This window comes from Streptomyces sp. NPDC002742, assembly GCF_042888885.1.
Lineage (GTDB): Bacteria > Actinomycetota > Actinomycetes > Streptomycetales > Streptomycetaceae > Streptomyces.
Window position 1 is genome coordinate 21161 of the sequence record NZ_JBIAQF010000026.1, and the last position, 25295, is coordinate 46455.

Consider the following 25295-nt stretch of genomic DNA (forward strand, 5'->3'; position numbering starts at 1 on the left):
CTTCCCGTCGTACGTCCGCCCGTTGGGAGCCGCAATGACGCACCCCCGTGGCAAGCGCTTACCGGATGAGGAAGGAAGGGCGCGTCCCTTCCGGAAGCAGCCGGGTGCCGACCTCCGAGGACACCGCACCGACCCCACCACCCCGTTGGATCCAGAAGAAGAGAGCCGACCGATGAAGAGAAGCCCACTCAAGAACAGCCCACTCGGGACCGGTGAGCCGAAGTCCGGCCCGCTGAACTCCGCTTCAGTGAAGTCCGGTTCGCTGAAGTCCGGCATCCGCGGCGGCGGTCGCGCGGCCGTGGCCGTCGCCCTCGGCTCCGTGCTCGCGCTGACCGCCACCGCCTGCGGTGACAACGGCAGCGGGAGCGCGGGGGACAAGGGCACCGAGGGTTCCGGCAAGGGCGAGATCACCTTCTGGGACAACAACGGCGGTGTCCGCACGGACATCTGGAAGCAGATCATCGCGGACTTCGAGAAGAAGTACCCGGACATCAAGGTCAATTACGTCGGCATCCCGGCGGCCAGTGCCCAGTCCAAGTACGACACCGCCATCCAGGGCGGCGGTCTGCCCGACGTCGGCGGCGTGGGCACCGCGATGCTCGCCGAGGTCGCCGTCCAGGGGGCGCTGGAGCCGCTGGACAGCCGGATCGAGAAGAGCTCGCTGCAGGGCAGGCTGAGCGAGAACCTGCTCGCTGTCAGCCGGGCCGCGGGCGGCGGCGACACGCTGTACCAGGTGCCGACCTCCGCCAACAACGGCACGCTCTGGTACCGCACCGACCTGTTCAAGTCGGCGGGCCTGGACGCGCCGACCTCCTGGTCGAAGTTCTACGACGCCGCCGCGAAGCTCACCGACAAGGGCAAGAACAAGTTCGGGTTCACCATCCGCGGCGGCGAGGGCTCCATCGCGCCGGCGCTGGACGCGGCATACGGCCAGAGTGGCATCACCTCGTTCTGGAACGGCGACAAGACCACCGTCAACGACCCGAAGAACGTGGCGGCCCTGGACAAGTACGTCGCCCTGTACAAGAAGGTCACCCCGTCCGCCGACGTCAACAACGACTTCACCAAGATGGTCGCGCAGTGGGACAGCGGCACCATCGGCATGCTGAGCCACAACCTCGGCTCCTACCAGGACCACCTGAAGGCGCTCGGCGCCGGCAAGTTCCGCGGCATCCCGAACCCCACGCAGGACGACGGCACGCGCGTACAGATCTCCAACCCGGTCGACGGGCTGAGCCTGTTCAAGTCCGGCAAGAACAAGGCGGCCGCCTGGAAGTTCATCGAGTTCGCCGTCTCGGCGGCGGAGAACTCCAAGTTCAACGAGTCCGCGGGCCAGGTGCCGGCGAACACCGACGCCGCCAAGGACGCGTGGATCCAGCAGGCCGAGCCGACCAAGCTGGCCGCCGAGGCGTTGAACGGCGCCGGCACCAAGATCGTGCAGCTGCCGTACTACCTGCCCGACTGGAACACCATCTCCAAGGCAGACAACGAGCCGAACTTCCAGAAGGTGCTGCTCGGCAAGATGAGCGCGAAGGATTTCCTGGACACGCTGGCCGACCAGCTGAACAAGGCGCAGGCCGACTGGAAGGCCCACCACTAGTCCGGTGTGCCCGCAGCGGCCGGCGCGCCGGACCAGTGGTGCGCCGGCCGCTGCGGAGCCGCATATCGCGGCAGCCACGCTTCCCGTTGGGGGCGCCCCTCACCGCTGTCGAAGCCTCCGTCGAAGCTCCGTCGAAGCTCCGACGAAGCCTCCGTCGAAGCTCGGTGGAAACCCTCTGTCGAAACCTCTGTCGAAAGGCACACGTCCGTGTCCCTCACGCGCAGACAGGTCACCTCGGCGGCCGTGGCCGCCCTACCCCTCGCCGTCGCCGCGGCGGCACCCGCCTCGGCGCGCCCGCACCGCCGGCCCCGCACTCTCCACATCGCCGGCGACTCCACCGCCGCCCAGAAGTACGCCGACGCCGCACCCGAGACCGGGTGGGGCATGGCGCTCCCGTTCTTCCTCCACGGGGACATCGTGGTCGCCAACCACGCGGTGAACGGCCGCAGTTCGAAGAGTTTCATCGACGAGGGACGCCTCGGCGCGATCCTTGACGTGATCCGCCCCGGCGACCTCCTGCTCGTCCAGTTCGGGCACAACGACGAGAAGACCGCCGACCCGACGCGCTACACCCAGCCGTGGACGACGTTCCAGGACTGTCTGCGGCAGTACATCGAGGGGGCGCGGGTCCGGGGCGCCCGGCCTGTGCTCGCCACCCCGGTGGAGCGCAGAAAGTTCGACGCGGACGGCAACGCGGTGCCGACGCACGGCGACTATCCGGCGTCGATGCGCGCGCTCGCCGCGGACGAGCACGTGGCGCTCCTCGACATCCAGGCCCTGTCGATCGCTCTGTGGCAGCGGCTGGGCGTCGAGGAGACGAAGAAGTACTTCAACTGGACCGCGACCGAACAGGACAACACGCACTTCAACCCGCCCGGTGCCATCGCCGTGGCCCGTCTCGTCGCGGCCGGACTGCTGCACCGCCGGGTGCTCACGCCCCGGGACGTACGCCGCCTCGACGCGGAGATCCCCGAGTCCTGGATCACCTGGCCACCGCCTGAACCCCTGAGCCAGTGAACCCCTGAACCTCCGAGTCCCCGAACCTCCGAGTCCCCGAGCCGAAGGAAAGAGAGTCGAGTCGCACCATGAACACACGGAAATGGCATGTGCATGCCACAAGTTGGAGTGCGGTCACCGTGCGGCGGACGGCCGCGCTGATCGGCTGCACCGCCCTCGTGCTCGCCGTCACCGGCACCACCGCCGAGGCCGGGCCCCGCGAGCTCGGCCGGCAGACGCTCGCCGCGAACGACGGCTGGGCGTCCGCGGGGACCGGTACCACCGGCGGTTCGGCCGCGGCGGCCGCGCGGGTCAGCACGGTCACCACCTGGGCGGAGTTCAAGGCCGCGCTCGCCGCCGGCGGCACCGCGCCGAAGATCATCAAGGTCAGGGGAACGATCGACGCCAACGCCGAGGGCTGCGACTCCTTCGCGGCGCCCGGCTACGACTTCGCCCGGTACCTCGCCGACTACGACCCCGCCGTCTGGGGCTACGACCAGGTCGTCAGCGGCGAGCAGGAGGATCTGCGCGCCGCCTCCGCCGCCAACCAGGACACGGCCATCAAGGCCTACGTCCCCGCCAACACCACCATCGTCGGCATCGGCCGGAACGCGGGCTTCAAGGGCGCGAGCCTGCAGATCAAGGACGTCGACAACGTCATCGTCCGCAACCTCTCCTTCGAGAGCCCCCTCGACTGCTTCCCGCAGTGGGACCCCACCGACGGCGACACCGGCAACTGGAACTCCGAGTACGACAGCGCGGTGATCTACGGCGCCACGCACGTCTGGCTCGACCACAACACGTTCACCGACGGCGCCCACCCGGACAGCTCGCTGCCGACGTACTACGGCCGGATCTACGAACAGCACGACGGCGAACTGGACATCGTCAAGGGCGCCGACCATGTGACCGCCTCCTGGAACGTCTTCGCCGACCACGACAAGACCATCCTGATCGGCAACAGCGACAGCGCGGCGACCGCCGCCGTGGACCGCGGCCATCTGAAGGTCACCCTCCACCACAACCTGTTCACCGGCCTCGTGGAGCGCGCCCCGCGCGTCCGGTTCGGACAAGTGGACTCCTACAACAACCACTTCGTGGCCGACTCCTCGTACGGCTACAGCTACGGCATCGGCATGGAGTCCCAACTCGTCGCCGAGCACAACGCGTTCACGCTGCCGGACTCCGTCAGCGCCGCCACGGTCCTGAAGAAGTGGAAGGAGGCGCCGCTGTCCGCAGCCGACAACTATGTCAACGGAGTACTGACCGATCTGATCGCCGTGCACAACGCGGAGATCCCCGCCGAGACGCTCCAGTCCGGTGCCGGCTGGACACCGGTCCTGCGGACGAAGGTCGACGCGCCGAGGGCGGTTCCCGGCATCGTCGACCACCGCGCGGGCGCCGGAAAGATCTGCTGACCATGGCCGGACACCCCGTCAGCAGAAGGGCGTTCGTCGCCGCGAGCACCGGAGCCGCACTGGCGCTCGGGCTCGCGGCCCCCGCCCGCGCCACCGGGCGCCCGTCCGTCGGGCGACCGCCGTTCGGGCGCCACGGTTCGCCGTCCGCGCGGCTCGACGCGAGGACGCTGTACGTCCACCCCGGCGGCCTCGGCGACCACACCACCGTGCAGGCCGCCGTGACCGCCGCGACCGGCGCCGGATTCACCCTGGTCATCGCGCCCGGCGTGTACCGCGAGACGGTCTCGGTCGGAGCGGTCGACCCGTCGACCGGCCTGCCCGGTGCCGCGGGCTCCGAGATGACCTGGATCGGCGCCTCCGGCGACCCGCGCGATGTCGTCGTCGTGTACGACAACGCCAACGGCACGCCCAAGCCCGACGGTTCGGGCACCTACGGCACCACCGGGTCCGCGACGACCACCGTGCGCACCGACGGCTTCACGGCCCGCTCGGTCACCTTCGCCAACGACTGGCTGCGCGCCGACCACCCGGGGATCACCGGCACCCAGGCAGTGGCCATCAAGGTGCAGGGCGACCGCTCGGCGTTCCACCGGTGCCGCTTCCTCGGCCACCAGGACACGCTGTACGCGGACTCGTTCGCACTGGGCACCTTCGCCCGGCAGTACTACCGGGACTGCTACGTCGAGGGGGACGTGGACTTCGTCTTCGGGCGGGCTACAGCGGTCTTCGAGCACTGCCACTTCCGCACCCTGAACCGCACGGACCTGGCCGGGGCCCCGTACGGCTTCGTGTTCGCGCCGTCCACGGCCGTCGCCGACCCGCGCGGATACCTGGTCACCCGCAGCCGGATCAGCAGCGCGGCACCGGACGCGTACTACAAGCTGGCCCGCCCCTGGGTGCCCGGCTCGGACCTCACCGCCCGCCCGATGCTGACCGTCCGCGACACCCGCCTGGACGTCGGCATCGACGCGGTCGCGCCCTATACGAACATGTCCGCCGCCTATCCGTGGCAGAGCCAGCGCTTCGCCGAGTACCGCAACACCGGACCCGGCGCGGTGATCAACGTCCCGGAGAACCGGCCGCAGCTCAGCGACGAGGAGGCCCGTTCGGCGACCCCTGAGTCGTATCTCGGCGACTGGACGCCGGGGAGGGGGTGCTGACATGCGCAGGCGCACCCTCCTCGCCGGTGCGGCCGGGGGAGTCGTGGCCCTCGGCGGCACCCCGGCCGCCGCTCGGGGCCGCCGTGTCCTGCATGTGCGTCCCGGTGACTCGGTCCAAGCCGCCGTGGACGCGGTGGACGGACCCGGGCAGACGATCGTCGTCCACCCGGGGACGTATCGTGAAGTGGTCGACATCCCTTCAGGCAAAGGGGAGTTGACGCTGCGTGGCGCCACCCGCGACCCGCGTGACGCGGTCATCGTCTTCGACCGGGCGAACGGCACGCCGAAGCCGGACGGCTCCGGCACCTACGGGACCGCGGGCTCGGCCACACTCACCTCGGCGGCCCCCGGGCTGACCGTGCGCGGGCTCACGATCGCCAACGACTGGCTGCGGGCGGATCACCCGGAGATCACCGGCACCCAGGCGGTCGCGGCCTACGTCACCGGTGACCGTTCGTCCTTCGCGCGGGTGCGGCTGCTCGCGCACCAGGACACGCTGTTCGCGGACACGACGGACCTGGCCGCCTTCGACCGGCACTCCTACCGCGACTGTTACATCGAGGGCGATGTCGACTTCGTCTTCGGCCGCGCCACCGCGGTCTTCGAACGCTGCCACTTCCACACCCTCGACAGGGACGTCGCCTTCAAGCCCGAGGGCATGGTCTTCGCGCCGTCCACGGCCCGCGCGAACCCCCACGGCTTCCTCGCCGTCGGCGGCCGTGTCACCTCGGGCGCCGAGGACGGGGCGTACAAGATCGCCCGGCCCTGGGTCCCCTCGTACGAGACCACGGCGTGGCCCTCGCTCGTGGTCCGCGGATGCGAACTCGGGCCCGGCATCGACGCGGTGGCGCCCTACACCGACATGCGCGCGGCCTATCCGTGGCAGTCCATGCGCTTTCGCGAGTACCGCAACACCGGACCCGGCGCGGTGACCACCGTCCCGGAGAACCGTCCCCAGCTCACGGACACGGAGGCCGAGCAGCACACCCGTGCCGCCTATCTCGGCGACTGGTGCCCGTGATTTCCCCCGTTCGATCCCCCAGCACGACGAAAGGACCGCACTCCATGTCCCGTCGTACCGCTCTCGCCTTAGGCGCCACCCTGGCGCTCGGCGCAGGCCTCGCCGTCCTCCCCACCCAGGCGCAGGCCGCCACCGTCGTCGTCTCCACCACCGCCCAACTGACCAGCGCGATCTCCGGTGCCACCGCCGGAACCGTCATCCAGGTGCGCGGCGGCACCTACTACCCGACGGCCACCCTCCAGTCGACGGCCAACGGCACGTCCTCCTCGCCGGTCACGCTCACGGCGTACGGCTCGGAGACCGTGAAGATCGACGGCTCCTCGCTCCCGTCGGGCTCCTGGATCTTCAAACTGACCGCCGACTACTGGAACGTCTCCAACATGACATTCCAGAACTCCCCGGACAGCGCGGTCGTCTGCCAGTCCTGCACCGGGACCGTCTGGAGCAACGTCAAGACCATCAACGGCGGCGACTCCGGGTTCACGCTGACCGGCGACGGCACCGTCAACAACACGGTGAAGAACATCGACTCGTACGGCAACTACGATGCCGCCGACCACGGCGAGAACGCGGACGGCGTCGCCGTGAAGTTCGGCTCGGGCACCGGCAACCTGGTCACCGGGGCCCGCCTGTACAACAACTCGGACGACGGCATCGACTTCTGGTCGTTCTCCTCGCCCGTCACGGTCGAACACTCCTGGTCCTTCGGCAACGGCAAGAACCGCTGGGGCGACTCGGCCTTCGCGGGCGACGGCAACGGCTACAAGCTGGGCGGCGACGGCGAGGTCGTCGCCCACGTCGTCAACAACTCCGCCGCCTGGGACGACGCGGGCAGCGGCTTCACCGAGAACTCCAACACCGGTGCCATCGTCATCAACCGGACCACCGCCTACGCCAACGGCAAGTACGGCTACTACTTCGCCACCAGCTCCGCCAAGCTCGGCAAGAACCTCGCCGTGAGCAACGGAACCGCGGTGTCCAAGGGCTCCTCGGTGACCTCGGCCGGCAACAACTGGGACTCCGGCATCTCCACCCCGTCGTTCGTCTCCACGGACGCGAGCACCACGTACAACGCCCGCTCGTCCAGCGGCACGCTGCCCGCGACCACCTTCCTCACGACGGGCAGCAGTACCATCGGCGCCACCATGAACTGATCCCTTCCCGAGCAAGGCGCGAGGTCCAACTCGCCTGTGAAGTATGTATCGATCAGGCAACGGGCCTCGCGTCCGCGGGGTGACGCGCGTAGAAAACTGTCATGCATAAGTCACTACGCATCGCGGCCGTCGCCGCCGCCTGTGCCGTCGCCGGTGCCGCCCTGTACGGCACCGGTGTCGCCACCGCCGGTCAGTCGACCGCGAATTCGACGCACGAGCCCTACAACATCGGGCTCCTCGTCAAGGACATCGACACCTACTACGGCACCGCGGCCGACGGCGACGGGGTCTACCAGGCGTCCCCCGACAGTCCGTACGCCAAGGACCTGGCGCGCCTCGACGCCGCCGCGAAGCGGCACATCGACCAGGCGGCCCGCAAGGCCCACCACCGGCACGAGAAGGCCGCGGTCGTGTTCGACATCGACGACACGCTGCTGCTCTCGCTCGACTACGAGAAGAAGACCAACTACACCTACAACTCGGCCTCCTGGGCCGCGTACGTCGCCCAGGCGGACCGCCCGGCCGTCTTCGGCAGCCCCGAACTCGTCGAGTACGCCGCGTCCAAGGGCGTCGAGGTGTTCTACAACTCGGGCCTGAAGGAGTCGCAGCGCGTCTCCGCGGTCGAGAACCTGAAGAAGATCGGCGTCGACGTCAACCTCGACGCCGCGCACATGTTCCTCAAGGACGCGGCCAACCCGCCCGCGTACCTGAGCGGTTGCGCCACCGCCGCCGCCTGGAACTGCACGACCGTGCAGTACAAGTCCGGCACCCGCAAGCACATCGAGTCCCTCGGGTACGACATCGTCGCCAACTTCGGCGACCAGTACTCGGACCTCGACGGCGGCTACGCCGACAAGACCTACAAGCTCCCGAACCCCACGTACTTCGTGAGCTGAGCTCCCCCCCCACGGGGGAACGCCCCCGCCGGTCGTCACCGGCGGGGGCGTTCTGCTGCCGACCGAGGGGGGCTCAGGCCGGCAGGTCCACACATTCGATGACGTCGAAAACGAACGCGGGGTTGTTTCCGAGGGGCGAACGAATCTTCGGACCGGTCGTACGTGGCGCGGACAGGGCTGTCAGTCGCCGCCCGGGGCCGCGAAGTCCCCTGTCACGCCCGCCCGTTCGCCGTCCCGCGCGGTCGCCGTGACCGTGTAGGTGTCGTCCTTCGCGTCCCGGCCGCCGCGGTCGTGGTCGTACTGGCCCGCGAAAACCCACTGGCCCGGCCAGACCGTGCGACCCGGCTTGAGCGTCCAGCTGTAGACGACAAAGCCGTCCCGCTCGGCGACCGTCGTCGTGAAGTCGCTCTCGGGCAGTGAACGCCAGGCGCCCGCCTCGTTCACCCCGCCGGTCTGCCCCACCTTCAACTCGACGGTGAGTGACGTGAGTTGCTTGCCTGTCTTCAGGGTGATGTCGCTCTGCGCCCAGAAGTCGTTGCTGTGCGGGTCGATCGAGCCGTCCGACCACAGCGGGCCGTCCGCGGTGCCCCCGGCCGAGGCCCGGGTCGCGGCGGTCGCGGTCGGCGCAGGGGTGTCCGAGGACGGCGGACCCGGTCTGCGGGACTCGTTCGGTGTCCCGGAACCACGGCCGGGGCCGGGGGTGACGGGGGCCCGGCCGGTCGGGTCGGGTGACGGGTCGGGGGTCGGTGAGACGGCGACCGTCTGCTGTGGCGGGGTGTCGCCCCTCACCGCCGAGGCGACCGCGTAACCGCCCGCCGCGAGGACGCCCGCGACCGCGGCCGTGGCGCCCAGGACGCGGGCCCAGCCGAGCAGCGGCGGGCGCGCCGCGCGCCGCGCGGGCCGTCGCCCGCCCGCGCCCACCGTGCCGCGCTCCACCCGGGCCAGGATGCGCGCACGGTCGGGCTCGTGCGCCCCGGCCGCCTCGCGCAGCCTGGCGCGCAGCTCGTCGTGCACGTCCGGCGCCCCCCTCATCGGTCTCGTCCTCGGGCCCCGCCCGCGGGCAGCGCTCCCGCGTGCATCCGAACCGCCGGCTCGTCGTTGCCGAGCAGCCGCTTCAGCTCCGCCATGCCCTTGGACGTCTGGCTCTTCACCGTGCCCACGGAGATCCCGAGGGCGAGCGCGGTGTCCCTCTCCGACAGGTCGAAGGCGTGCCGCAGCACGACGCAGGCGCGTTTGCGGAACGGCAGCCGGCGCAGCGCCCCCTGGACATCGACCGTGCCCGGTACGTCGGGGTTCTCGGTCCGGTCCTCGCGCTGCGACCAGAAGAGCGTGATCCGTCGGCGCTCTCGCACCGCGGCCCGGATCCGGGTCCGGGCGAGGTTGGCGACCACGCCGCGCGCGTACGCCACCGGATGGTCCGCCGCCCGCACCCGGTCCCAGCGGTGCCACAGCGCGAGCAGGGCCTCCGCGGCCAGATCGTCGGCGGCGTCCGGCTCGCCCGTCAACAGGTTGGCCAGGCGGGCCAGTTCGGCGTAGTGCCGCTCGAAGAAGGCGTGGAACTCCACGGAGGCGGCGTCGTCGACGACAGTGCCCACGGGATACCTCTCCTCGCTGCGGCGGCGGCACCGGTGCGGGTGCGGCGTATACGGCCCCGCGACGCGCCCCGGCGAAGCGGCCCTGTGATTCACCTGTGGGCAAAGGGAGTTCCGGCGGGGCGGGGGGCGTGAGCGTACCAGCCGCTCGTACGGGCCTTCGAACGGCACATGGCGGACCGAACGCGAATTCCGTAACACGGGGAAAACCTGAAAGCAGTTGATCGGGGGCACAATCCAGCCAGCATCCGCACACCGCGCGCGCAGGCAACGAGGAGAATCTCCATGTCCGAAGCTCAAAAGGTCGACAACCGGCCAAGTGCCGCAACACCGGCGGCAGGTGGGGTCGACGGGTTCTTCAAGATATCCGCCAGAGGTTCCACCATCGGCCGGGAGATACGCGGCGGATTCGCCACCTTCTTCACCATGGCGTACATCCTCGTCCTGAACCCCATCATCCTCGGCAGCGCCAAGGACAAGTTCGGACACACGCTCGATACCGGCCAACTGGTCACCGCCACCGCGCTGGTGGCGTGTGTGATGACCGTCATCATGGGCATCGGCGGCAACCTCCCGCTCGCCATCGCCGCGGGCCTCGGCCTCAACGCCGTCGTCGCCTTCCAACTGGCGCCGCTGATGAGCTGGGACGACGCGATGGGCCTGGTCGTCCTCGAAGGCGTCCTGATCTGCGTCCTGGTGCTCACCGGCCTCCGGGAAGCGATCATGAACGCGATCCCGCAACAGCTCAAGCAGGCCATCGGCGTCGGCATCGGCCTGTTCATCGCCTTCATCGGCTTCGTGGACGCCGGGTTCGTCAGCCGTATCCCGGACATCGCGAACACCACCGTCCCCGTGCAGCTCGGCGCCGTGGGCCGCCTCACCGGCTGGCCCGTGCTCGTCTTCTGTCTCGGTGTCCTGCTGACCATCGCGCTGCTCGCCCGCAAGGTGAAGGGCGCGATCCTCATCAGCATCGTCAGCATGACGGTCGTGGCGATCGTCATCAACGCCGTCGCCGACATCAAGAGCTGGGGCCTGACCACCCCCAAGGTCCCGGACAAGATCGTCGCCAGCCCGGACTTCGGACTCATCGGTCACTTCAGCCTGTTCGGCGGCTTCGCCGAGGCCGGTGTGCTCACCGCGGTCCTGCTGATCTTCACCCTGGTCCTGTCGGACTTCTTCGACGCCATGGGCACCATCGTCGGGATCAGCGCCGAGGCCGGGCTGCTCGACGAGCAGGGGCAGGTGCCGGGCATCGGCCGGGTCCTGTTCATCGACGGCGCCGCCGCCGTCGCGGGCGGTCTGGGCTCCGCCTCCTCCAACACCGCCTACATCGAGTCCGCGGCCGGCGTCGGCGAGGGCGCCCGTACGGGCTTCGCCAACCTGGTCACCGGCGGCCTCTTCGGCCTCGCGCTCTTCCTCACCCCGCTGCTGACCATCGTCCCGCTCCAGGCCGCGGCGCCCGCGCTGATCGCGGTCGGGTTCCTGATGATGACCCACGTCAAGCACATCGACTGGGACAAGTACGAGATCGCGATCCCGGCGTTCCTGACCATCGTCGCGATGCCGTTCACGTACTCCATCACCGACGGCATCGGCGCCGGATTCCTGGCCTACGTCGTCATCAAGACGGTGCTGGGCAAGGCCAAGGAGGTCAACTGGCTGCTGTGGGCCGTCTCGGCGCTGTTCCTGGTGTACTTCGCGATCGACCCGGTGGAACAGCTGCTCGGCGTGAAGTAACGGTCCTTCGCGGGATACCGGCCGGCCGCGGGTGACCATGGCCGGCCGAAAGCCCGTGCGACGGAGCCCGTACCACGGAGCCCGTGACGGAGCCCGTACGGGAGGTGACCGGCCCGTCGCGACGGAGCCCGTACGGCAGCCGGCCCCGCACCCGATCAGGTGCGGGGCCGGCTCCCGTACGAGCCCCGCACCTCAGTTCTTCAGTGCCGCCCGCATCATCGCCTTGGCGACCGGAGCCGCCAGTCCATTGCCGCTGACCTCCGAGCGCGCCGCGTCCGACTGCTCGACCATCACCGCGACGGCGACCTCCTTGCCGTTCGAGTCGGACTTCGCGTACGACGTGAACCAGGCGTACGGCGTCTTGCTGTTCTTCTCGCCGTGCTGGGCCGTGCCGGTCTTGCCGCCCACGGTCGCGCCGGGGACGATGGCGTTCGTACCCGTGCCCTTCTCGACGACCGTCTGCATCGCGGACCGGAGCTGCCGGGCCGTGTCCGAGCTGACGATCTCCTTCGTGCTGGTGCTGTCGTCGTAGTCCCTCAGCACATCGCCGTCGGCGTCACTGGTCTGCGAGACCATGTGCGGCGAGACCAGCTTGCCGTCGTTGGCTATAGCGGCGGACACCATGGCCATCTGGAGCGGGGTCGCGGTGACGTCGTACTGCCCGATGCCGGTCAGCGCGGTGGACGACTTGTCCATGCCGGTGGGGTAGACGCTGGTGTACGCCCGCACGGGCACGTCCTGTGCCGTGTCGTTGAAGCCGAACTTCTCCGCCATCGCCCTGACCTTGTCCTGGCCCAGGTCGACGGCCATCTTCCCGAAGACGTTGTTGCAGGAGTACTGGAGCGCGACCCGGATCGAGGCGTTCTCGCACGGTGCGGACGCGCTCTCGTTCTTCAGGACGGTCGTCGTGCCCGGCAGGGTGTACGGGTTCGGGCTGTCCGTCTTCGCGTCCACGTCCGCATACAGGCCGTTCTCCAGCGCGGCGGCGGCCACGACCAGCTTGAACGTCGAGCCCGGCGGCAGCGGCTGTCGCAGCGCGCGGTTGACCAGCGGCTTGTCGGGGTCCGTGGTCAGCTTCTTCCAGACGCTGTCGTTGCCCGCGCTGATCGACGTCGGGTCGTACGACGGGGTCGAGACGACCGCGAGGATCTTGCCCGTCTTCGGGTCGATCGCGACGGCCGCGCCCTTGTTGCCGCCGAGCGCTTCGTACGCGGCCTTCTGCACGTCCGGGTCGATCGTCGTGATCACATCACCGGGGTCGGCGCGCTTGTTGGCCAGGGAGTCCAGCGGGTTCTTCAGCTGGATGTCCGTGCCGTCCAGCAGCTTCCGGTAGATGCCCTCCAGCTGGGTCGCCCCGTACACCTGCGAGCTGTAGCCGGTGACCGCCGCGTACAGGCTGCCGTCCTTGTACGTCCGCTTGTACTTGAGGTCGCCCCCTGTCGTCTGCGCGGAGCCGGTGATCGCGCCGCCGGCCACGATGATGTTCCCGAGCGGATTCGCGTACAGCGAGATCATGTTCCGTCGGTTGCTCTTGTCGTCCGCGAGTGCCCGGCCGTCGTAGAACTGCACCCAGGTCGCCCTGACCAGCAGAGAGAGCACGAGCAGCAGAGTGAAGACGGCGGCACGCCTGATCGTCTTGTTCATCCCGCACAGAAGGACGAGCGATCGGGGGCGAATCGTTCCCGTCCGACCGGTTTCTCATGAATCCCTCATGAAGTCACCGGTGCTTCCGGCCGCCCGTCAGAGCCTGCGGGTGGCCAGGGTGAGACGGTCGCGGGCGTCGAACAGGGCGTCCTTGACCATCTGCTCGTGCGCGGGGGTGAGCCGGGCCACCGGCACCGAGCAGCTGATCGCGTCACGGGCGGGCGTGCGGTACGGGATCGCCACGCCGAAGCAGCGCAGTCCCAGCGTGTTCTCCTCGCGGTCCACCGCGAAGCCCTGCTCCCGCACCTGGCGCAGCTCCCCGATGAGCTTCTCCCGGTCGGTGATCGTGTGCTCGGTCAGCGCGGGGAGCGTCTCCGGCAGCAGCTTGCGGACCTGCTCGTCGGTGTGCGTGGCCAGCAGCGCCTTGCCGAGCGAGGTGGAGTGGGCGGGCAGCCGGCGGCCGACCCGGGTGAAGGGGCGCAGATAGTGCTGCGACTGCCGGGTGGCCAGATAGACGACGTTCGTGCCGTCCAGGCGGGCCAGGTGGATCGTCTCGGTGGTGTCGTCGGAGAGCCGGTCGAGGGTGGGACGGGCCGCGGCGACCACTTCGTCGCCGTCGATGTACGAGGTGCCGACGAGCAGCGCCCGCACGCCGATGCCGTACCGCGTGCCCGTGGCGTCCGTCTCGACCCAGCCGAGCTCCACGAGCGTCCGGAGGAGCATGTAGAGGCTCGACTTGGGATAACCGACGGCCTCCTGGACCGCGGCCAGGGAGTGCATTCCGGGCTTGCCGGCGAAGTACTCCAGCAATTCCACGGTCCGCACCGCGGACTTGACCTGCGCCCCGCCGCCTGTCTCGCCTGCCGACATCGCCCTTGACCCCTTCGTTGGACGGGAAATAGTCTCCAACAGGAGATTCACCATCAGAGACAGCGTTCAGCATATCGAACACCCCTGGTGAGTGACACAAGAACTGTGGCATCACATCTGAAGGGACCCGCGGTGGCAGCAGCACCAGTCTGGAGTGTCGACCCCCGTACCGGGAAGCAGCGGGAACAGGTCGCCGTCGAGGCCACGGCCCAGGAGGTGGACGACACCGTCCGCGCCGCGAACGCCGCCCGTCCCGCTCTCGTCGACCGCGCCGTGCGCGCCGCGTTCCTGCGCACCGCCGCCGACCTGCTCGAAGGCGCCAAGGACCAGCTCGTCGAGGCCGCCGACGCGGAGACCGCGCTCGGCCCGGTCCGGCTCACCGGCGAACTCGCCCGCACCTGCTACCAGTTGCGCGCCTTTGCCGCGATCGTCGACGAGGGCGCCTTCCTCGACGTCGTCATCAACCACCCCGACGGGACGGCGACCCCGCCGATCCCGGACCTGCGCCGCTACAAGGTGCCGCTGGGTGTCGTGGCCGTGTACTCGGCCTCGAACTTCCCCTTCGCCTTCTCGGTCGCGGGCGGTGACACGGCGAGCGCGCTGGCCGCGGGCTGCCCGGTCGTGGTCAAGGCCCACCCGGACCACCCGGGGCTCTCCGAGCTGGTCGCGGCCGTCCTGCGCCGCGCGGCCGCCCGGCACGACATCCCCGAGGGCGTCATCGGTCTCGTCCACGGCTTCGAGGCCGGTGTCGAGCTGGTCCGCCACCCGCTGATCGCGGCGGCCGGGTTCACCGGCTCGATCCGCGGCGGGCGCGCGCTGTTCGACGCGGCCTCCTCGCGTCCGGTGCCGATCCCGTTCCACGGCGAGCTGGGCTCCCTCAACCCCGTGGTCGTCACCGAGGCGGCGGCCGCCGAGCGCGCCGAGGAGATCGGCGCGGGACTCGCCGGCTCGATGACCCTGGGCGTCGGTCAGTTCTGTGTGAAGCCGGGCCTGGTGCTCGCTCCGGCCGGCGCCGCGGGCGACCGTCTGCTGAAGTCCCTGACCGACGCGGTGAGCGACACCGCCTCCGGGGTCCTGCTAGACCACCGCATGCGCGACAACTTCATCGCCGGGGTCGCCGAGCGCGCCGGACTCCCGGACGTCCAGGCCCCGGTGACACCGGGCGCGGGCGGCGAGCACACGGTGAGCCCCGGCTTCCTGACCGTGCCCGCGAGCAGGCTCGCGGCCGAGGGCGAACACGACCTGCTCCTGGAGGAGTGCTTCGGACCGCTCACGGTCGTGGCGCGCTACGAGGACGAGTCCGAGGCCGGCGCGGTGCTCTCCCGGCTGCCGGGCAACCTCACGGCCACGGTGCAGCTCTCCGCCGAGGAGGCGGCGGGCGAAGGGCGCGGCGCGGCGATCCTCGCCGAACTGACCTCCCTCGCGGGCCGCGTCCTGGTGAACGGCTGGCCGACCGGGGTCGCCGTCGCTCCGGCCCAGCATCACGGAGGGCCGTACCCGGCGACGACCTCGACGTCCACGTCGGTCGGCGGCAGCGCCATCGAGCGCTGGATGCGGCCGGTGGCCTATCAGGGCGTGCCCGAGGCGCTGTTGCCGCCCGAGCTGCGGGACGACAACCCGCTGGGGCTGCCCCGCCGGTACGACGGACGGCTGGAGCGCTGAACCAGTAGCGGGCGGGTCTTTTCTCCGGCCTTCTCCGGCCTTTTCGGGCCTTTCCTGACCTTCCCGGTCCTGCCGCTCCTTCGCGGGCAGTGGGTGCCGCGTGGCTGATCACGCGGCACCCCGCGCACCCGAGGGGCGCGCCCGGGAACCTGAGAGACTTCCGGCCATGGACGTCACACTCCCCGAACTCCCCTTCTCCCTGCGCACCTACGGCCCCGGCGGGCACTGGTCGTACGAGGACGGCGTGCTCACCGGCTGGGCAGGGCCCCGGCAGGACCGCTTCGTACCGCCCACCGGTGAAGGACTCGACCCGGCCTCGGACGCGCCGCGCCTGCTCGGCTCCCCGGAGGGCGACTTCCAGCTGATCGCCCGCGTGACGGTCGGCTTCCGGGCGGCCTTCGACGCGGGCGTGCTCTACGTCCATGTCGGGGAGCGGGCCTGGGCGAAGCTGTGCCTGGAGTACTCCCCGGACACGCCCACCGTCTGCACGGTGGTCACCCGGGGACACTCCGACGACGCCAACTCCTTCACCGTGGAGGGCAGTTCCGTCTGGCTGCGGGTGAGCCGCACGGGTCGCGCCTTCGCCTTCCACGCCTCCCGCGACGGCGAGCGCTGGACTTTCGTCCGCCTCTTCACCCTGTCCGGCGAGAAGGAGGCGGGGGCTGCGCTGGTGGGCTTCATGACCCAGTCACCGATGGGGGAGGGCTGTGTGGTGACGTACGACCACATCGAGTTCAGGCCTGACTGGCCGAGCGACCTGAGAGACGGAAGCTGAGGGCGAACGTCACGGTGAGCAGGGCCGCGCTGACGGCCAGGCTCAGCCGCATCCCGGTCTCGAAGCCGCTCGCGACCAGCGCCCCGAACACCGCGATGCCCAGGCCCCCGGACACCTGCCGGGCCGCGTTGAGCACACCGGCCGCCAGCCCCGCCCGCTCGGCGGGCACGGCGTCCATCATCGCGGCGGTGAGCGGCGGCACCGTCAGAGCGCACCCCAACGCGAGCGGGACCAGCAGGACGGCCACCAGCACCGGGGACGTGCGGGCGTCGACGCAGAGGAGGGCGAGCAGCCCGGCGGCGGCCACCGGCTGTCCCACCAGCATCGGCAGCCGCGGCCCGTAGCGCCCCGTGATCTTGCCGGCCACCACGTTCGTCACCGCGATCAGGCTCGTCATCGGCAGGAACAGCAGCCCGGCGTACAGCGCGGAGTGATGCTGGACCTGCTGGAAGAAGAGCGAGAAGACGAACACCATGCTGTAGAAGGCCACGCTGACCGCCGAGCCCACGGCGACCGCCGTGGCCACGGTCCGGTTTCGGAACAGGCCGAGCGGCACCACGGGGTGCGCCTGGCGCGCCTCGATCCGCAGGAACGCGGCGCCCGCGACCACTGCCGTCAGCAGCGCGACCCGGCCCGCCGTCCCGCCCTCGATCACCGCGAAGGTCAGCGCGGTGAGGGCCACCACCGCCGTCAGCTGGCCGGGCAGGTCCAGCGGGGCCGGGCGGGGCCGCGAGCGCGGGGCCCGGAGGAGCAGCAGCAGGATCACCGCGCCCACCGGCAGATTGACGAAGAAGATGCCCCGCCAGTTCCAGGCCGCGATCAGCGCGCCGCCGGCCACCGGCCCGAGCGCCACCGCCAGCGAACCGCCCGCCGCCCAGGCGGCCACCGCGCGTGCCCGCCGCGCCGGTTCCGGGTACGCCTGCCGCACCAGCGCCAGCGAGGCCGGGAGCACGACCGCCGCCGCCACACCCTGCACCACCCGGGCACCGACGAGGGCAGGCAGGTTCGGGGCAAGTCCGCAGGCCGCCGAGGCGAGCGTGAACACCACGGTGCCCAGCGCGTACGCCCGGCTCGCCCCGACCCGGTCCGAGAAGGCGCCGGTGGACAGCATCAGCGCGGCGAAGGCCAGGGTGTAGGCGTCCACCACCCATTGAAGGCCGGACATCCCGGCGCCGAAGGAGGAGCCGATCGTGGGGAGGGCCACGTTCACCACGGACGCGTCGAGACAGGTCAGCGCGAAGCCGAGCAGGGAGGCGGTGAGGGTGAGTGCGGAGGAGGGCTTCCCGGACCCCGACTCTGACCCCGACTCCCCCTGACTGAGGACGGGTTCGGAGGCCCTGGACATCTGGTTCGTTGGCATGTCCCCATGCTGTGGACCCGCGGCGCCGTACAGTAGTGGCCTGAACGCCATGCTTCCGGAGGTTCTGGCCATGCCCGAGCGGCTCGCCCCGCACCGCGTCACCGTCATCGCCCCTTCCCCCGTCGCGCTGTTCAACCTCGCGATGCCGGAGATGCTGTTCGGCAAGGTCGTGGTGGACGGCCGGCCGGGTTACGAGGTGGTCGTCTGCACGGCCGAGCCGGGACCCGTGCCCACGACCGGTGGACTCGACCTGCACGTCCCGCACGGTCTGGAGGCCGTGCGGGACGCGGACACGGTGGTCGTCGCGGGCACCGGGGCGCCGTTCGAGCCGGACCCGCGGATCGTGGCGGCGCTCCGCGAGGCGGCCGCCGCGGGCAAGCGCATCGCGTCCATCTGCACCGGCGCCTTCCAGCTCGCCGAGGCGGGCCTGCTCCAGGGCCGCAGGGCCACCACGTACTGGGCCCACGCCGAGGTGATGCGCCGGCGCTACCCGCAGGTCGAGCTGCGCGGAGACGTGCTGTACGTGCAGGACGGGCCGTTCCTGACGTCGTCCGGCTACGCCGCCGGCATCGACCTGTGTCTGCACGTCATCCGCACCGACTACGGCGCCGCCGTCGCCAACGAGGTCGCACGCCTCGCCCTGGTCGCTCCCGTACGGCCCGGCGGCCAGACCCAGTTCACCCAGACCCCGCTGCCCCCCGAGCGAGGCAACGCCTGTGCCGACACCCGCGGCTGGGCCATGCGCAACCTCGACAAGCCGCTGACACTCACGGACCTGGCCCGGCACGCGGGTGTCAGCGTGCGCACCCTCACCCGCAGGTTCCACGCCGAGAGCGGGGTCAGCCCCCTCCAGTGGCTGCTGCACCAGCGCGTCGAACGCGCGAAGGAACTCCTGGAGACGACGACCCTGCCGATGGATCAGGTGGCCGCGGCCTGCGGACTCGGCACGGCCGACTCGTTGCGCGCCCACGTGGTCCGCCGGACCGGTCTCACCCCGAGCGCGTACCGGACCCAGTTCAGCCGGCACGGAACCGTGACCAAAATCGCGACCGGAGCCGGGATCGGAACCGTGACCGGAGCCATGACGTCCTCCGTTGCATGATCAGTGGACGTGTGACCGGCGCGCTGGTGATCCGCACCGCCCTGCCCGCCGAGGCCGAGACCATCGCCGATCTGCATTTCCGGGCCCGCTCGACGTACTACCCGGACGGCGTGCCGCAGGGTGACGTCGACTGGGCCGAGGCGTGGCGCGGCTCCATCGCCCGCCCCGACGGACATGCGCTGTGCGCCGTCACGCAGGGCCGGATCGTCGGCATCGCCTCGTTCCGTACGGCCGACGGCGCGCCCGCCGACACGGTCAGGCTCTTCCAGTTCCACGTCGATCCCGGCCACTGGCGCACCGGCATCGGCAGGGCCCTGCACACGGCCTGCGTGGCGGAGTGGCAGGCGGACGGGATGCGCGCGGCGACCCTCGACGTGCACACCGACAACCTGCGCGCGCAGGCCTTCTACGCCCGCCTGGGCTGGGTCCCCGATCCGGAGAACCCGCCCGCGGAGGGTGATCACCACCTGTATCTGCGGTACGCCGTGGCTGGGCGTGCGGACGGGGCCGGGCGTGCGGACGGGGCCGGGCGTGCGGACGGGGCCGGGCGGGCCGGCGGGGCAGGGCGGGCGGCCGGGCCCGGGGAATGACCCGAGCCGCTTGAATGTTCACTTAACGACGTCCCTGGAGGGTGTCCCGTATCCGTACGACCTGGAGAGAGCCGAAGAATGCGCGTCGAGATCTGGTCCGACATCGCCTGCCCCTGGTGCTATGTCGGAAAGGCCCGTTTCGAGAAGGCGCTCGAAACCTTCCCGCACCGTGACGAGGTCGAGGTCGTGCACCGTTCGTTCGAGCTGGACCCCGGCCGCGCCAAGGGCGACATCCAGCCGGTGCTCACGATGCTCACCAAGAAGTACGGCATGAGCGAGGCGCAGGCGCAGGCGGGCGAGGAGAACCTCGGCACGCAGGCCGCCGCCGAGGGCCTCGCGTACCGCACCAGGGACCGCGACCACGGCAACACCTTCGACATGCACCGCCTGCTCCACCTCGCCAAGGCGCGAGGCCGGCAGGACGAGCTGATCGGCCTGTTCTACAAGGCCAACTTCGCGGAGGAGCGGACCGTCTTCGGTGACGACGAGCGGCTCGTGGAGCTGGCCGTCGCCGCCGGGCTCGACGCCGACGAGGCCCGCGGGGTGCTCGCCGACCCGGCGGCCTACGCCGACGACGTCCGCGCCGACGAGCGCGAGGCCGCCGAGCTGGGCGCGAACGGCGTCCCCTTCTTCGTCCTCGACCGCACGTACGGGGTCTCGGGCGCACAGCCCGCCGAGGTCTTCGCCCAGGCGCTGGCCCAGGCCTGGGGCGAGCGTCCGCGGCTCACGCTGCTTCAGGACGAGGGCGCCGACGCCGAGGCGTGCGGCCCGGACGGTTGCGCCGTTCCGCGGAACTGAGAAGCGCGGAAGGGGCCCCGGCGCCGGAAGACGCAGGTCGGGGCCCATTCATAAGTGCTGCTTGGGTAAACCACGTAAAAGTCCGCAATGGACTTGGGTATCTTCCGGGCGCACAGTGGTCTTATGGAGATCTTCGAGACCCTCGTCCGTGCCGAGTTCGCCCCGAAGAGCACGTTTCTGAACACCGCGAGCAGCGGCCTGCTCCCCGCCCGTACCGTCGCGGCCATGCACGAGGCGGTGGCCCTGCGGGCCGCGGGCAGGCCGATCGACTCCCTCTTCGAGGACGTCGAGCTGGCCCGCGCCTCCTTCGGCCGGCTGGCCGGTGTCCCGGCCGCCCGGGTCGCGGCCGGCCCGTCCGTCGCGGCCCAGACCGCGCTGGTCGCCTCCGGGCTGGCCCCGGGGTCCGAAGTCCTCACCGCCGAGGACGACTTCACCTCCGTGCTGAACCCGTTCCACGTCCGCGGTGACCTCAAGGTGCGCGCCGTACCGCTGGAGCGGCTCGCCGAGTCCGTACGGCCCGGCACGGCGCTCGTCGCGGTCAGCGCCGCCCAGTCCGCCGACGGCCGGATCGCCGACCTGCCCGCGCTGCGCGAGGCGGCCCGCACCCACGGGGCGCGCACGTACGTCGACTTCTCACAGGCGGCGGGCTGGCTGCCGATCGACGCGGACAACTACGACTTCACCGTGTGCACCACCTTCAAGTGGCTGCTGGGCCCGCACGGCGCGGCCTTCCTCGTGGTGCCCGAGGACTTCGGCGGGCTCACCCCGCTGTACGCCGGCTGGGTCGCCGCGGAGCGGCCCTGGGACGCCTGTTACGGCCCGGTGCGGGAACTCGCCCACTCCGCCCGCCGGTTCGACGTCAGCCCCGCCCTGTTCACCCATGCAGGGGTGCGCCACTCCCTCGCCCTGATCGAGGAACTCGGCGTGGACGCCGTACACGAGCACGACCTGGCTCTCGCCGGACGGTTCCGTGCGGGGCTGGCCGCGCTGGACCACGAGGTGCTGCCCGCGCCCGGCTCCGCCATCGTCTCCGTGCCCGGACTAGGCCACCGGCAGGGCGAGTTGAGCCGGGCCGGCATCGAGGTGTCCAACCGCGTGGGCAACCTGCGGGCGTCGTTCCACCTCTACAACACGCCCGCCGACGTCGACCGTCTCCTGGACGTGCTGGCCGGCTGACACGGCCGACGGCCCCGGGGGAGCACGTGCTCCCCCGGGGCCGCTCGATCTCCCGCTCACCCCGCCGGAGTTCACCGCACCGGCGTGAAATCCCGCGCCCCGATGAACTCCGGCCTGCGTACCGGGGCCGCGAAGGGTTCCACCGCCGCGTTGTCCACACTGTTGAAGACGATGAAGACGTTGCTGCGCGGGAACGGGGTGATGTTGTCCCCCGAGCCGTGCATGCAATTGCAGTCGAACCAGGTCGCCGAACCGGCCCGGCCCGTGAACAGCTTGATGCCGTGGCGGTCCGCGAGGCGGGTGAGCGCCTCGTTCGAGGGCGTTCCCGCGTCCTGCATCTGGAGCGACCGCTTGTAGTTGTCCTTCGGCGTGGCCCCCGCGCACCCGAGGAACGTCCTGTGCGACCCCGGCATGATCATCAGGCCGCCGTTGGTGTCGTGGTTCTCGGTCAGCGCGATCGAGACGGACACCGTCCGCATGTTCGGCAGCCCGTCCTCGGCGTGCCAGGTCTCGAAGTCCGAGTGCCAGTAGAAGCCACTGGCCCCGAAACCCGGCTTGACGTTGATCCGCGACTGGTGGACGTACACGTCCGAGCCGAGGATCTGCCGGGCCCGGCCGACCACGCGCTCGTCGCGCACGAGCCGGGCGAAGACCTCGCTGATCCGGTGCACCTCGAAGACGGACCGGATCTCCTGCGTCCTCGGCTCGACGATCGAACGCTCGTCGGCGCGGATCGCCGGATCGGTGACGAGCCGCTCCAGCTCCTGCCGGTGGACGGCGACCTCGTCCTCGCTGATGAGCTCCTCCACGGAGAGGAAGCCGTCGCGCTCGTACGACTGGAGTTCGAGGACCGGGATCGGGCCGGGCTCGCCCGGCGCGCCCCAGACGACCGGGTCCTGGCGGGGCAGCGCCACTTCGGTGGCGCCTCGGCTGGGGTACAGATCGGTGAGTGTGGTCATCGGTGTGTCACACCTCCTCGGGTTCGGTGAGCAGGGGGTATATGCCGTTCTCGTCGTGGTCCTCCCGTCCGGTGACGGGCGGGTTGAAGACGCAGACGCACCGGAAGTCGGTCCTGGGGCGCATGGTGTGGCGCTCGTGGCCGTCCAGCAGGTACATCGTCCCGGGCGCGATCCAGTGCTTCTCGCCGGTCTCGTCATTGGTGAGCTCGGCCTCGCCCTCCACGCAGAGCACGGCCTCGATGTGGTTCGCGTACCACATCCGCGTCTCCGTACCCGCGTACAGGATCGTCTCGTGCAGGGAGAAGCCGACCTTCTCCTTGGCGAGGACGATGCGCTTGCTCTCCCACGTACCGGACGCCGCCTTCACGTGCCGGTCGGTGCCTTCGAGATCCTTGAACGAACGGACTATCACGGTGGTGCGATGCCTCTCTCTCGTGCTTCTCGTGCTTCTCGTGGTCTCTCGCGCCGCCCGGGTTCAGGGGTTCCCGGCCGGCCGGTCAGGCGGTCTCGCGGACGGCGCGGGCGAGGGTCCGCAGGCCCTCGTCGAGCTCGTCGGGGGTGATGGTGAGCGCGGGCAGCAGTTTCACGACCTCGCTCTCGGGGCCGGACGTCTCGATGAGCAGCCCGAGTTCGAAGGCGCGCTGTGCGACGCGTCCGGCGCGGGTCTTGTCCTTGAACTCGACGCCCCAGACCAGCCCGCGGCCCCGGTACTCCTTGATGTCGGCGAGGTTCTCCTCGGTGATGGAGATCAGCGCCTGTTCGATCTGCTCGCCGCGGGCACGGGTCTGCTTCTCCATGGCGGAGCCGTCGGCCCAGTAGGCCTCCAGGGCGGCGGCGGCCGTGACGAACGCCGGGTTGTTGCCGCGGAAGGTGCCGTTGTGCTCGCCCGGCTCCCAGATGTCCAGCTCCGGCTTGAACAGGCACAGCGACATCGGCAGCCCGTACCCGCTGATGGACTTGGAGACGGTCACTATGTCGGGCACGACCCCGGCCTCCTCGAAGGAGAAGAACGCGCCGGTCCGGCCGCAGCCCATCTGGATGTCGTCGACGATCAGCAGCATGTCGCGGCGCTCGCACAGGTCGGCCAGGGCGCGCAGCCACTCGGGCCGCGCGACGTTGATGCCGCCCTCGCCCTGCACCGTCTCGACGATCACCGCGGCGGGCCGGTTGAGCCCCGACCCCTGGTCCTCCAGGAGCCGTTCGAACCACAGGAAGTCCGGGACCCGGCCGTCGAAGTAGTTGTCGAACGGCATCGGGGTGCCGTGCACCAGTGGGACACCGGCCCCCGCCCGCTTGAAGGCGTTGCCGGTCACGGCGAGCGAGCCGAGTGACATCCCGTGGAAGGCGTTGGTGAACGACACGATCGCCTCGCGCCCCTTCACCTTCCGCGCGAGCTTCAGCGCGGACTCGACGGCGTTGGTGCCGGTCGGCCCGGGGAACATCACCTTGTACGGCAGATCGCGCGGGCGCAGCACCAGGTTCTGGAAGGTCTCCAGGAAGCCGCGCTTGGCTGTCGTCGACATGTCGAGCCCGTGGGTGACGCCGTCGCGCTCCAGGTAGTCGAGCAGGGCCCGTTTGAGCACGGGGTTGTTGTGCCCGTAGTTCAGGGACCCGGCACCGGCGAAGAAGTCGAGGTACTCGTGGCCGTCCTCGTCGTACATGCGGCTGCCCCGGGCCCGGTCGAAGACGGTGGGCCAGTTGCGGCAGTAGCTGCGCACCTCCGACTCAAGGGTCTCGAAGACACTCAGGTCCGGCGGGGTGATGGTCACGGCGAATCGCTCCTCTGTGCGTGGGGGGAGGAAGTACGTGAGGGAGGAAGAAGGTGGGGGAGAAATGACGCGGGGGAGAAGAACGTGGGGGAGGAAGAAGGTGGGGGAGCGGATCGTGCGGGAGGACGAGGATCAGCGGGCGAACGGGCCGATGCGGTACAGCACTTCGGGGTCGTGCGGTCCGTCCGGGAACTGACCTGTCTCGAACAGCACCTCGCGCTCGACGTCCGCGCCATGACGCCGTGCGAACGACGTGAACAGGCGCTCGGAGGCGGTGTTGCCCGGCGTGATGGTCGTCTCGACGACGGACAGCCCCCGCTCGGCCGCCACCCGCGCGGTCAGCCCGTCGAGCAGTCGTGCCGCCAGTCCGCGGCCACGGTGCGCCGCGTCGACGGCCACCTGCCACACCAGGAGCGTGCGGGGACGCTCGGGGCGCACGTACGCGGTGACGAAACCGACGGGCCGTCCCTCGGCGTCGCGCGCCACCGCCGAGGTGCCGGCGAAGTCACGGCACCACAGCAGATAGCTGTACGAGGAGTTCAGGTCGAGGGTTCGGGAGTCCTTGGCGATACGCCAGAGGGCGGCTCCGTCGGCCACCTCCGGACGGTCGATCCGAAGGCCCTCCGGCATTTCCAGGAATTCCGCTGACAGGTCTGTGGGTGCGGCGGTCATGCGGATTGAATTTACCGACGGAAAGTTCAAATTGCATCGTCGGACGGGGTTACCTGCGGCGCGCCCATGTGTTATCACGCGCCCGTGAAAGGCCGACATCGTATGCGACTTTACGTACCGGTTTCGCCCGTAAAATACCGCATGAAACGGACGCGTTGTGGAGTCCGTCACAGGGGTGAAATGTGCAGGTGACCTGCTCGAATCGCTTCTTCGGTGTTCGCGAAATCTTTGCGTTTAGGTACGCGGTGAGCGGGCAGAAGATTGCGGGAAGCCGTGCCGGGCAATAGCCGCGCCCGACATTCCGCTCGGAATTGAGCACAGGGTGAGTGCGAGAAGGAGACGTG

Annotated in this window: 22 protein-coding genes and 1 pseudogene; 14 read left to right on the forward strand and 9 right to left on the reverse strand. The window is 70.3% G+C overall.

Translation table 11 applies throughout. The features are described from left to right. Positions 1–262: 262 nt before the first annotated feature. The 7 genes from ACFYW8_RS34765 to ACFYW8_RS34795 all read left to right on the forward strand — a co-directional run bounded on the left by ACFYW8_RS34765 (position 263) and on the right by ACFYW8_RS34795 (position 8245). On the forward strand, positions 263–1600 hold the full coding sequence (locus ACFYW8_RS34765) for an ABC transporter substrate-binding protein (RefSeq protein WP_389087937.1): 1338 nt from the start codon (positions 263–265) through the stop codon (positions 1598–1600). A gap of 207 nt (positions 1601–1807) precedes the next feature. After that, a complete protein-coding gene (locus ACFYW8_RS34770) occupies positions 1808–2617 on the forward strand; it encodes a rhamnogalacturonan acetylesterase (RefSeq protein WP_389087489.1) in 810 nt (269 codons plus the stop codon). Between the two features lie 68 nt (positions 2618–2685). Then, on the forward strand, positions 2686–4014 hold the full coding sequence (locus ACFYW8_RS34775; protein WP_389087494.1) for a polysaccharide lyase family 1 protein: 1329 nt from the start codon (positions 2686–2688) through the stop codon (positions 4012–4014). A gap of 2 nt (positions 4015–4016) precedes the next feature. Then, complete coding sequence (locus ACFYW8_RS34780; protein WP_389087499.1) at positions 4017–5174, forward strand: pectinesterase family protein; 1158 nt, start codon at positions 4017–4019, stop codon at positions 5172–5174. Between the two features lies 1 nt (position 5175). Next, a complete protein-coding gene (locus ACFYW8_RS34785; protein WP_389087505.1) occupies positions 5176–6195 on the forward strand; it encodes a pectinesterase family protein in 1020 nt (339 codons plus the stop codon). A 44-nt stretch (positions 6196–6239) separates the two neighbouring features. Then, a complete protein-coding gene (locus ACFYW8_RS34790; protein WP_389087511.1) occupies positions 6240–7349 on the forward strand; it encodes a pectate lyase in 1110 nt (369 codons plus the stop codon). A gap of 101 nt (positions 7350–7450) precedes the next feature. Beyond that, positions 7451–8245 carry an HAD family acid phosphatase gene (locus ACFYW8_RS34795; protein ID WP_389087517.1) on the forward strand — a complete coding sequence of 265 codons (795 nt, stop codon included), beginning with the start codon at positions 7451–7453 and terminating at the stop codon, positions 8243–8245. Between the two features lie 180 nt (positions 8246–8425). Here ACFYW8_RS34795 and ACFYW8_RS34800 read toward each other — a convergent pair whose 3' ends face one another. Both ACFYW8_RS34800 and ACFYW8_RS34805 read right to left on the reverse strand, forming a co-directional pair. Continuing rightward, the gene (locus ACFYW8_RS34800) at positions 8426–9277 is read right to left on the reverse strand and encodes a hypothetical protein (protein ID WP_389087522.1); all 852 of its coding nucleotides are present in this window, start codon (positions 9275–9277) and stop codon (positions 8426–8428) included. Continuing rightward, on the reverse strand, positions 9274–9840 hold the full coding sequence (locus ACFYW8_RS34805; protein WP_365877686.1) for a SigE family RNA polymerase sigma factor: 567 nt from the start codon (positions 9838–9840) through the stop codon (positions 9274–9276). Before ACFYW8_RS34805 ends, ACFYW8_RS34800 begins: the two co-directional genes overlap by 4 nt. A 282-nt stretch (positions 9841–10122) precedes the next feature. Here ACFYW8_RS34805 and ACFYW8_RS34810 point away from each other — a divergent pair, with 282 nt between their 5' ends. Further along, a complete protein-coding gene (locus ACFYW8_RS34810; protein WP_389087529.1) occupies positions 10123–11574 on the forward strand; it encodes an NCS2 family permease in 1452 nt (483 codons plus the stop codon). Between the two features lie 192 nt (positions 11575–11766). On the opposite strand, the gene ACFYW8_RS34815 is transcribed toward ACFYW8_RS34810, so the two are convergent. Continuing rightward, positions 11767–13218 carry a peptidoglycan D,D-transpeptidase FtsI family protein gene (locus ACFYW8_RS34815; RefSeq protein WP_389087535.1) on the reverse strand — a complete coding sequence of 484 codons (1452 nt, stop codon included), beginning with the start codon at positions 13216–13218 and terminating at the stop codon, positions 11767–11769. Between the two features lie 96 nt (positions 13219–13314). After that, the gene (locus ACFYW8_RS34820) at positions 13315–14088 is read right to left on the reverse strand and encodes an IclR family transcriptional regulator (RefSeq protein ID WP_365877679.1); all 774 of its coding nucleotides are present in this window, start codon (positions 14086–14088) and stop codon (positions 13315–13317) included. 132 nt (positions 14089–14220) lie between these two features. Here ACFYW8_RS34820 and ACFYW8_RS34825 point away from each other — a divergent pair, with 132 nt between their 5' ends. Both ACFYW8_RS34825 and ACFYW8_RS34830 read left to right on the forward strand, forming a co-directional pair. Further along, positions 14221–15750: an aldehyde dehydrogenase (NADP(+)) gene (locus ACFYW8_RS34825; protein ID WP_389087543.1), complete on the forward strand. Its 1530-nt coding sequence runs from the start codon at positions 14221–14223 to the stop codon at positions 15748–15750. Between the two features lie 166 nt (positions 15751–15916). Continuing rightward, a complete protein-coding gene (locus ACFYW8_RS34830) occupies positions 15917–16525 on the forward strand; it encodes a DUF1349 domain-containing protein (protein WP_365877675.1) in 609 nt (202 codons plus the stop codon). Here ACFYW8_RS34830 and ACFYW8_RS34835 read toward each other — a convergent pair. Beyond that, positions 16485–17885, reverse strand: a complete 1401-nt coding sequence (locus tag ACFYW8_RS34835) for an MFS transporter (RefSeq protein ID WP_389087550.1) — start codon at positions 17883–17885, stop codon at positions 16485–16487. The genes ACFYW8_RS34830 and ACFYW8_RS34835 overlap by 41 nt on opposite strands. Before the next feature lie 49 nt (positions 17886–17934). Here ACFYW8_RS34835 and ACFYW8_RS34840 point away from each other — a divergent pair, with 49 nt between their 5' ends. The 4 genes and pseudogenes from ACFYW8_RS34840 to ACFYW8_RS34855 all read left to right on the forward strand — a co-directional run bounded on the left by ACFYW8_RS34840 (position 17935) and on the right by ACFYW8_RS34855 (position 21551). Continuing rightward, a complete protein-coding gene (locus tag ACFYW8_RS34840; protein ID WP_365877671.1) occupies positions 17935–18987 on the forward strand; it encodes a helix-turn-helix domain-containing protein in 1053 nt (350 codons plus the stop codon). Beyond that, positions 18984–19481 (forward strand): annotated as a pseudogene (locus ACFYW8_RS34845) (GNAT family N-acetyltransferase); the annotation flags it as partial. The gene ACFYW8_RS34840 and the pseudogene ACFYW8_RS34845, both read left to right, overlap by 4 nt. Before the next feature lie 174 nt (positions 19482–19655). Further along, the gene (locus ACFYW8_RS34850; RefSeq protein WP_389087559.1) at positions 19656–20375 is read left to right on the forward strand and encodes a DsbA family oxidoreductase; all 720 of its coding nucleotides are present in this window, start codon (positions 19656–19658) and stop codon (positions 20373–20375) included. 123 nt (positions 20376–20498) lie between these two features. Continuing rightward, positions 20499–21551, forward strand: a complete 1053-nt coding sequence (locus ACFYW8_RS34855; protein WP_389087565.1) for an aminotransferase class V-fold PLP-dependent enzyme — start codon at positions 20499–20501, stop codon at positions 21549–21551. A 71-nt stretch (positions 21552–21622) separates the two neighbouring features. On the opposite strand, the gene thpD is transcribed toward ACFYW8_RS34855, so the two are convergent. The 4 genes from thpD to ectA all read right to left on the reverse strand — a co-directional run bounded on the left by thpD (position 21623) and on the right by ectA (position 24951). Continuing rightward, positions 21623–22510, reverse strand: coding sequence for an ectoine hydroxylase (thpD, locus tag ACFYW8_RS34860; RefSeq protein WP_389087571.1), 888 nt, complete (start codon positions 22508–22510; stop codon positions 21623–21625). Positions 22511–22517: 7 nt separating this feature from the next. Beyond that, on the reverse strand, positions 22518–22922 hold the full coding sequence (locus tag ACFYW8_RS34865) for an ectoine synthase (RefSeq protein ID WP_389087578.1): 405 nt from the start codon (positions 22920–22922) through the stop codon (positions 22518–22520). An 85-nt stretch (positions 22923–23007) separates the two neighbouring features. Further along, complete coding sequence (ectB, locus tag ACFYW8_RS34870; RefSeq protein ID WP_389087584.1) at positions 23008–24279, reverse strand: diaminobutyrate--2-oxoglutarate transaminase; 1272 nt, start codon at positions 24277–24279, stop codon at positions 23008–23010. 132 nt (positions 24280–24411) lie between these two features. Next, a complete protein-coding gene (gene ectA, locus ACFYW8_RS34875) occupies positions 24412–24951 on the reverse strand; it encodes a diaminobutyrate acetyltransferase (protein ID WP_389087589.1) in 540 nt (179 codons plus the stop codon). Between the last annotated feature and the right edge of the window lie 344 nt (positions 24952–25295).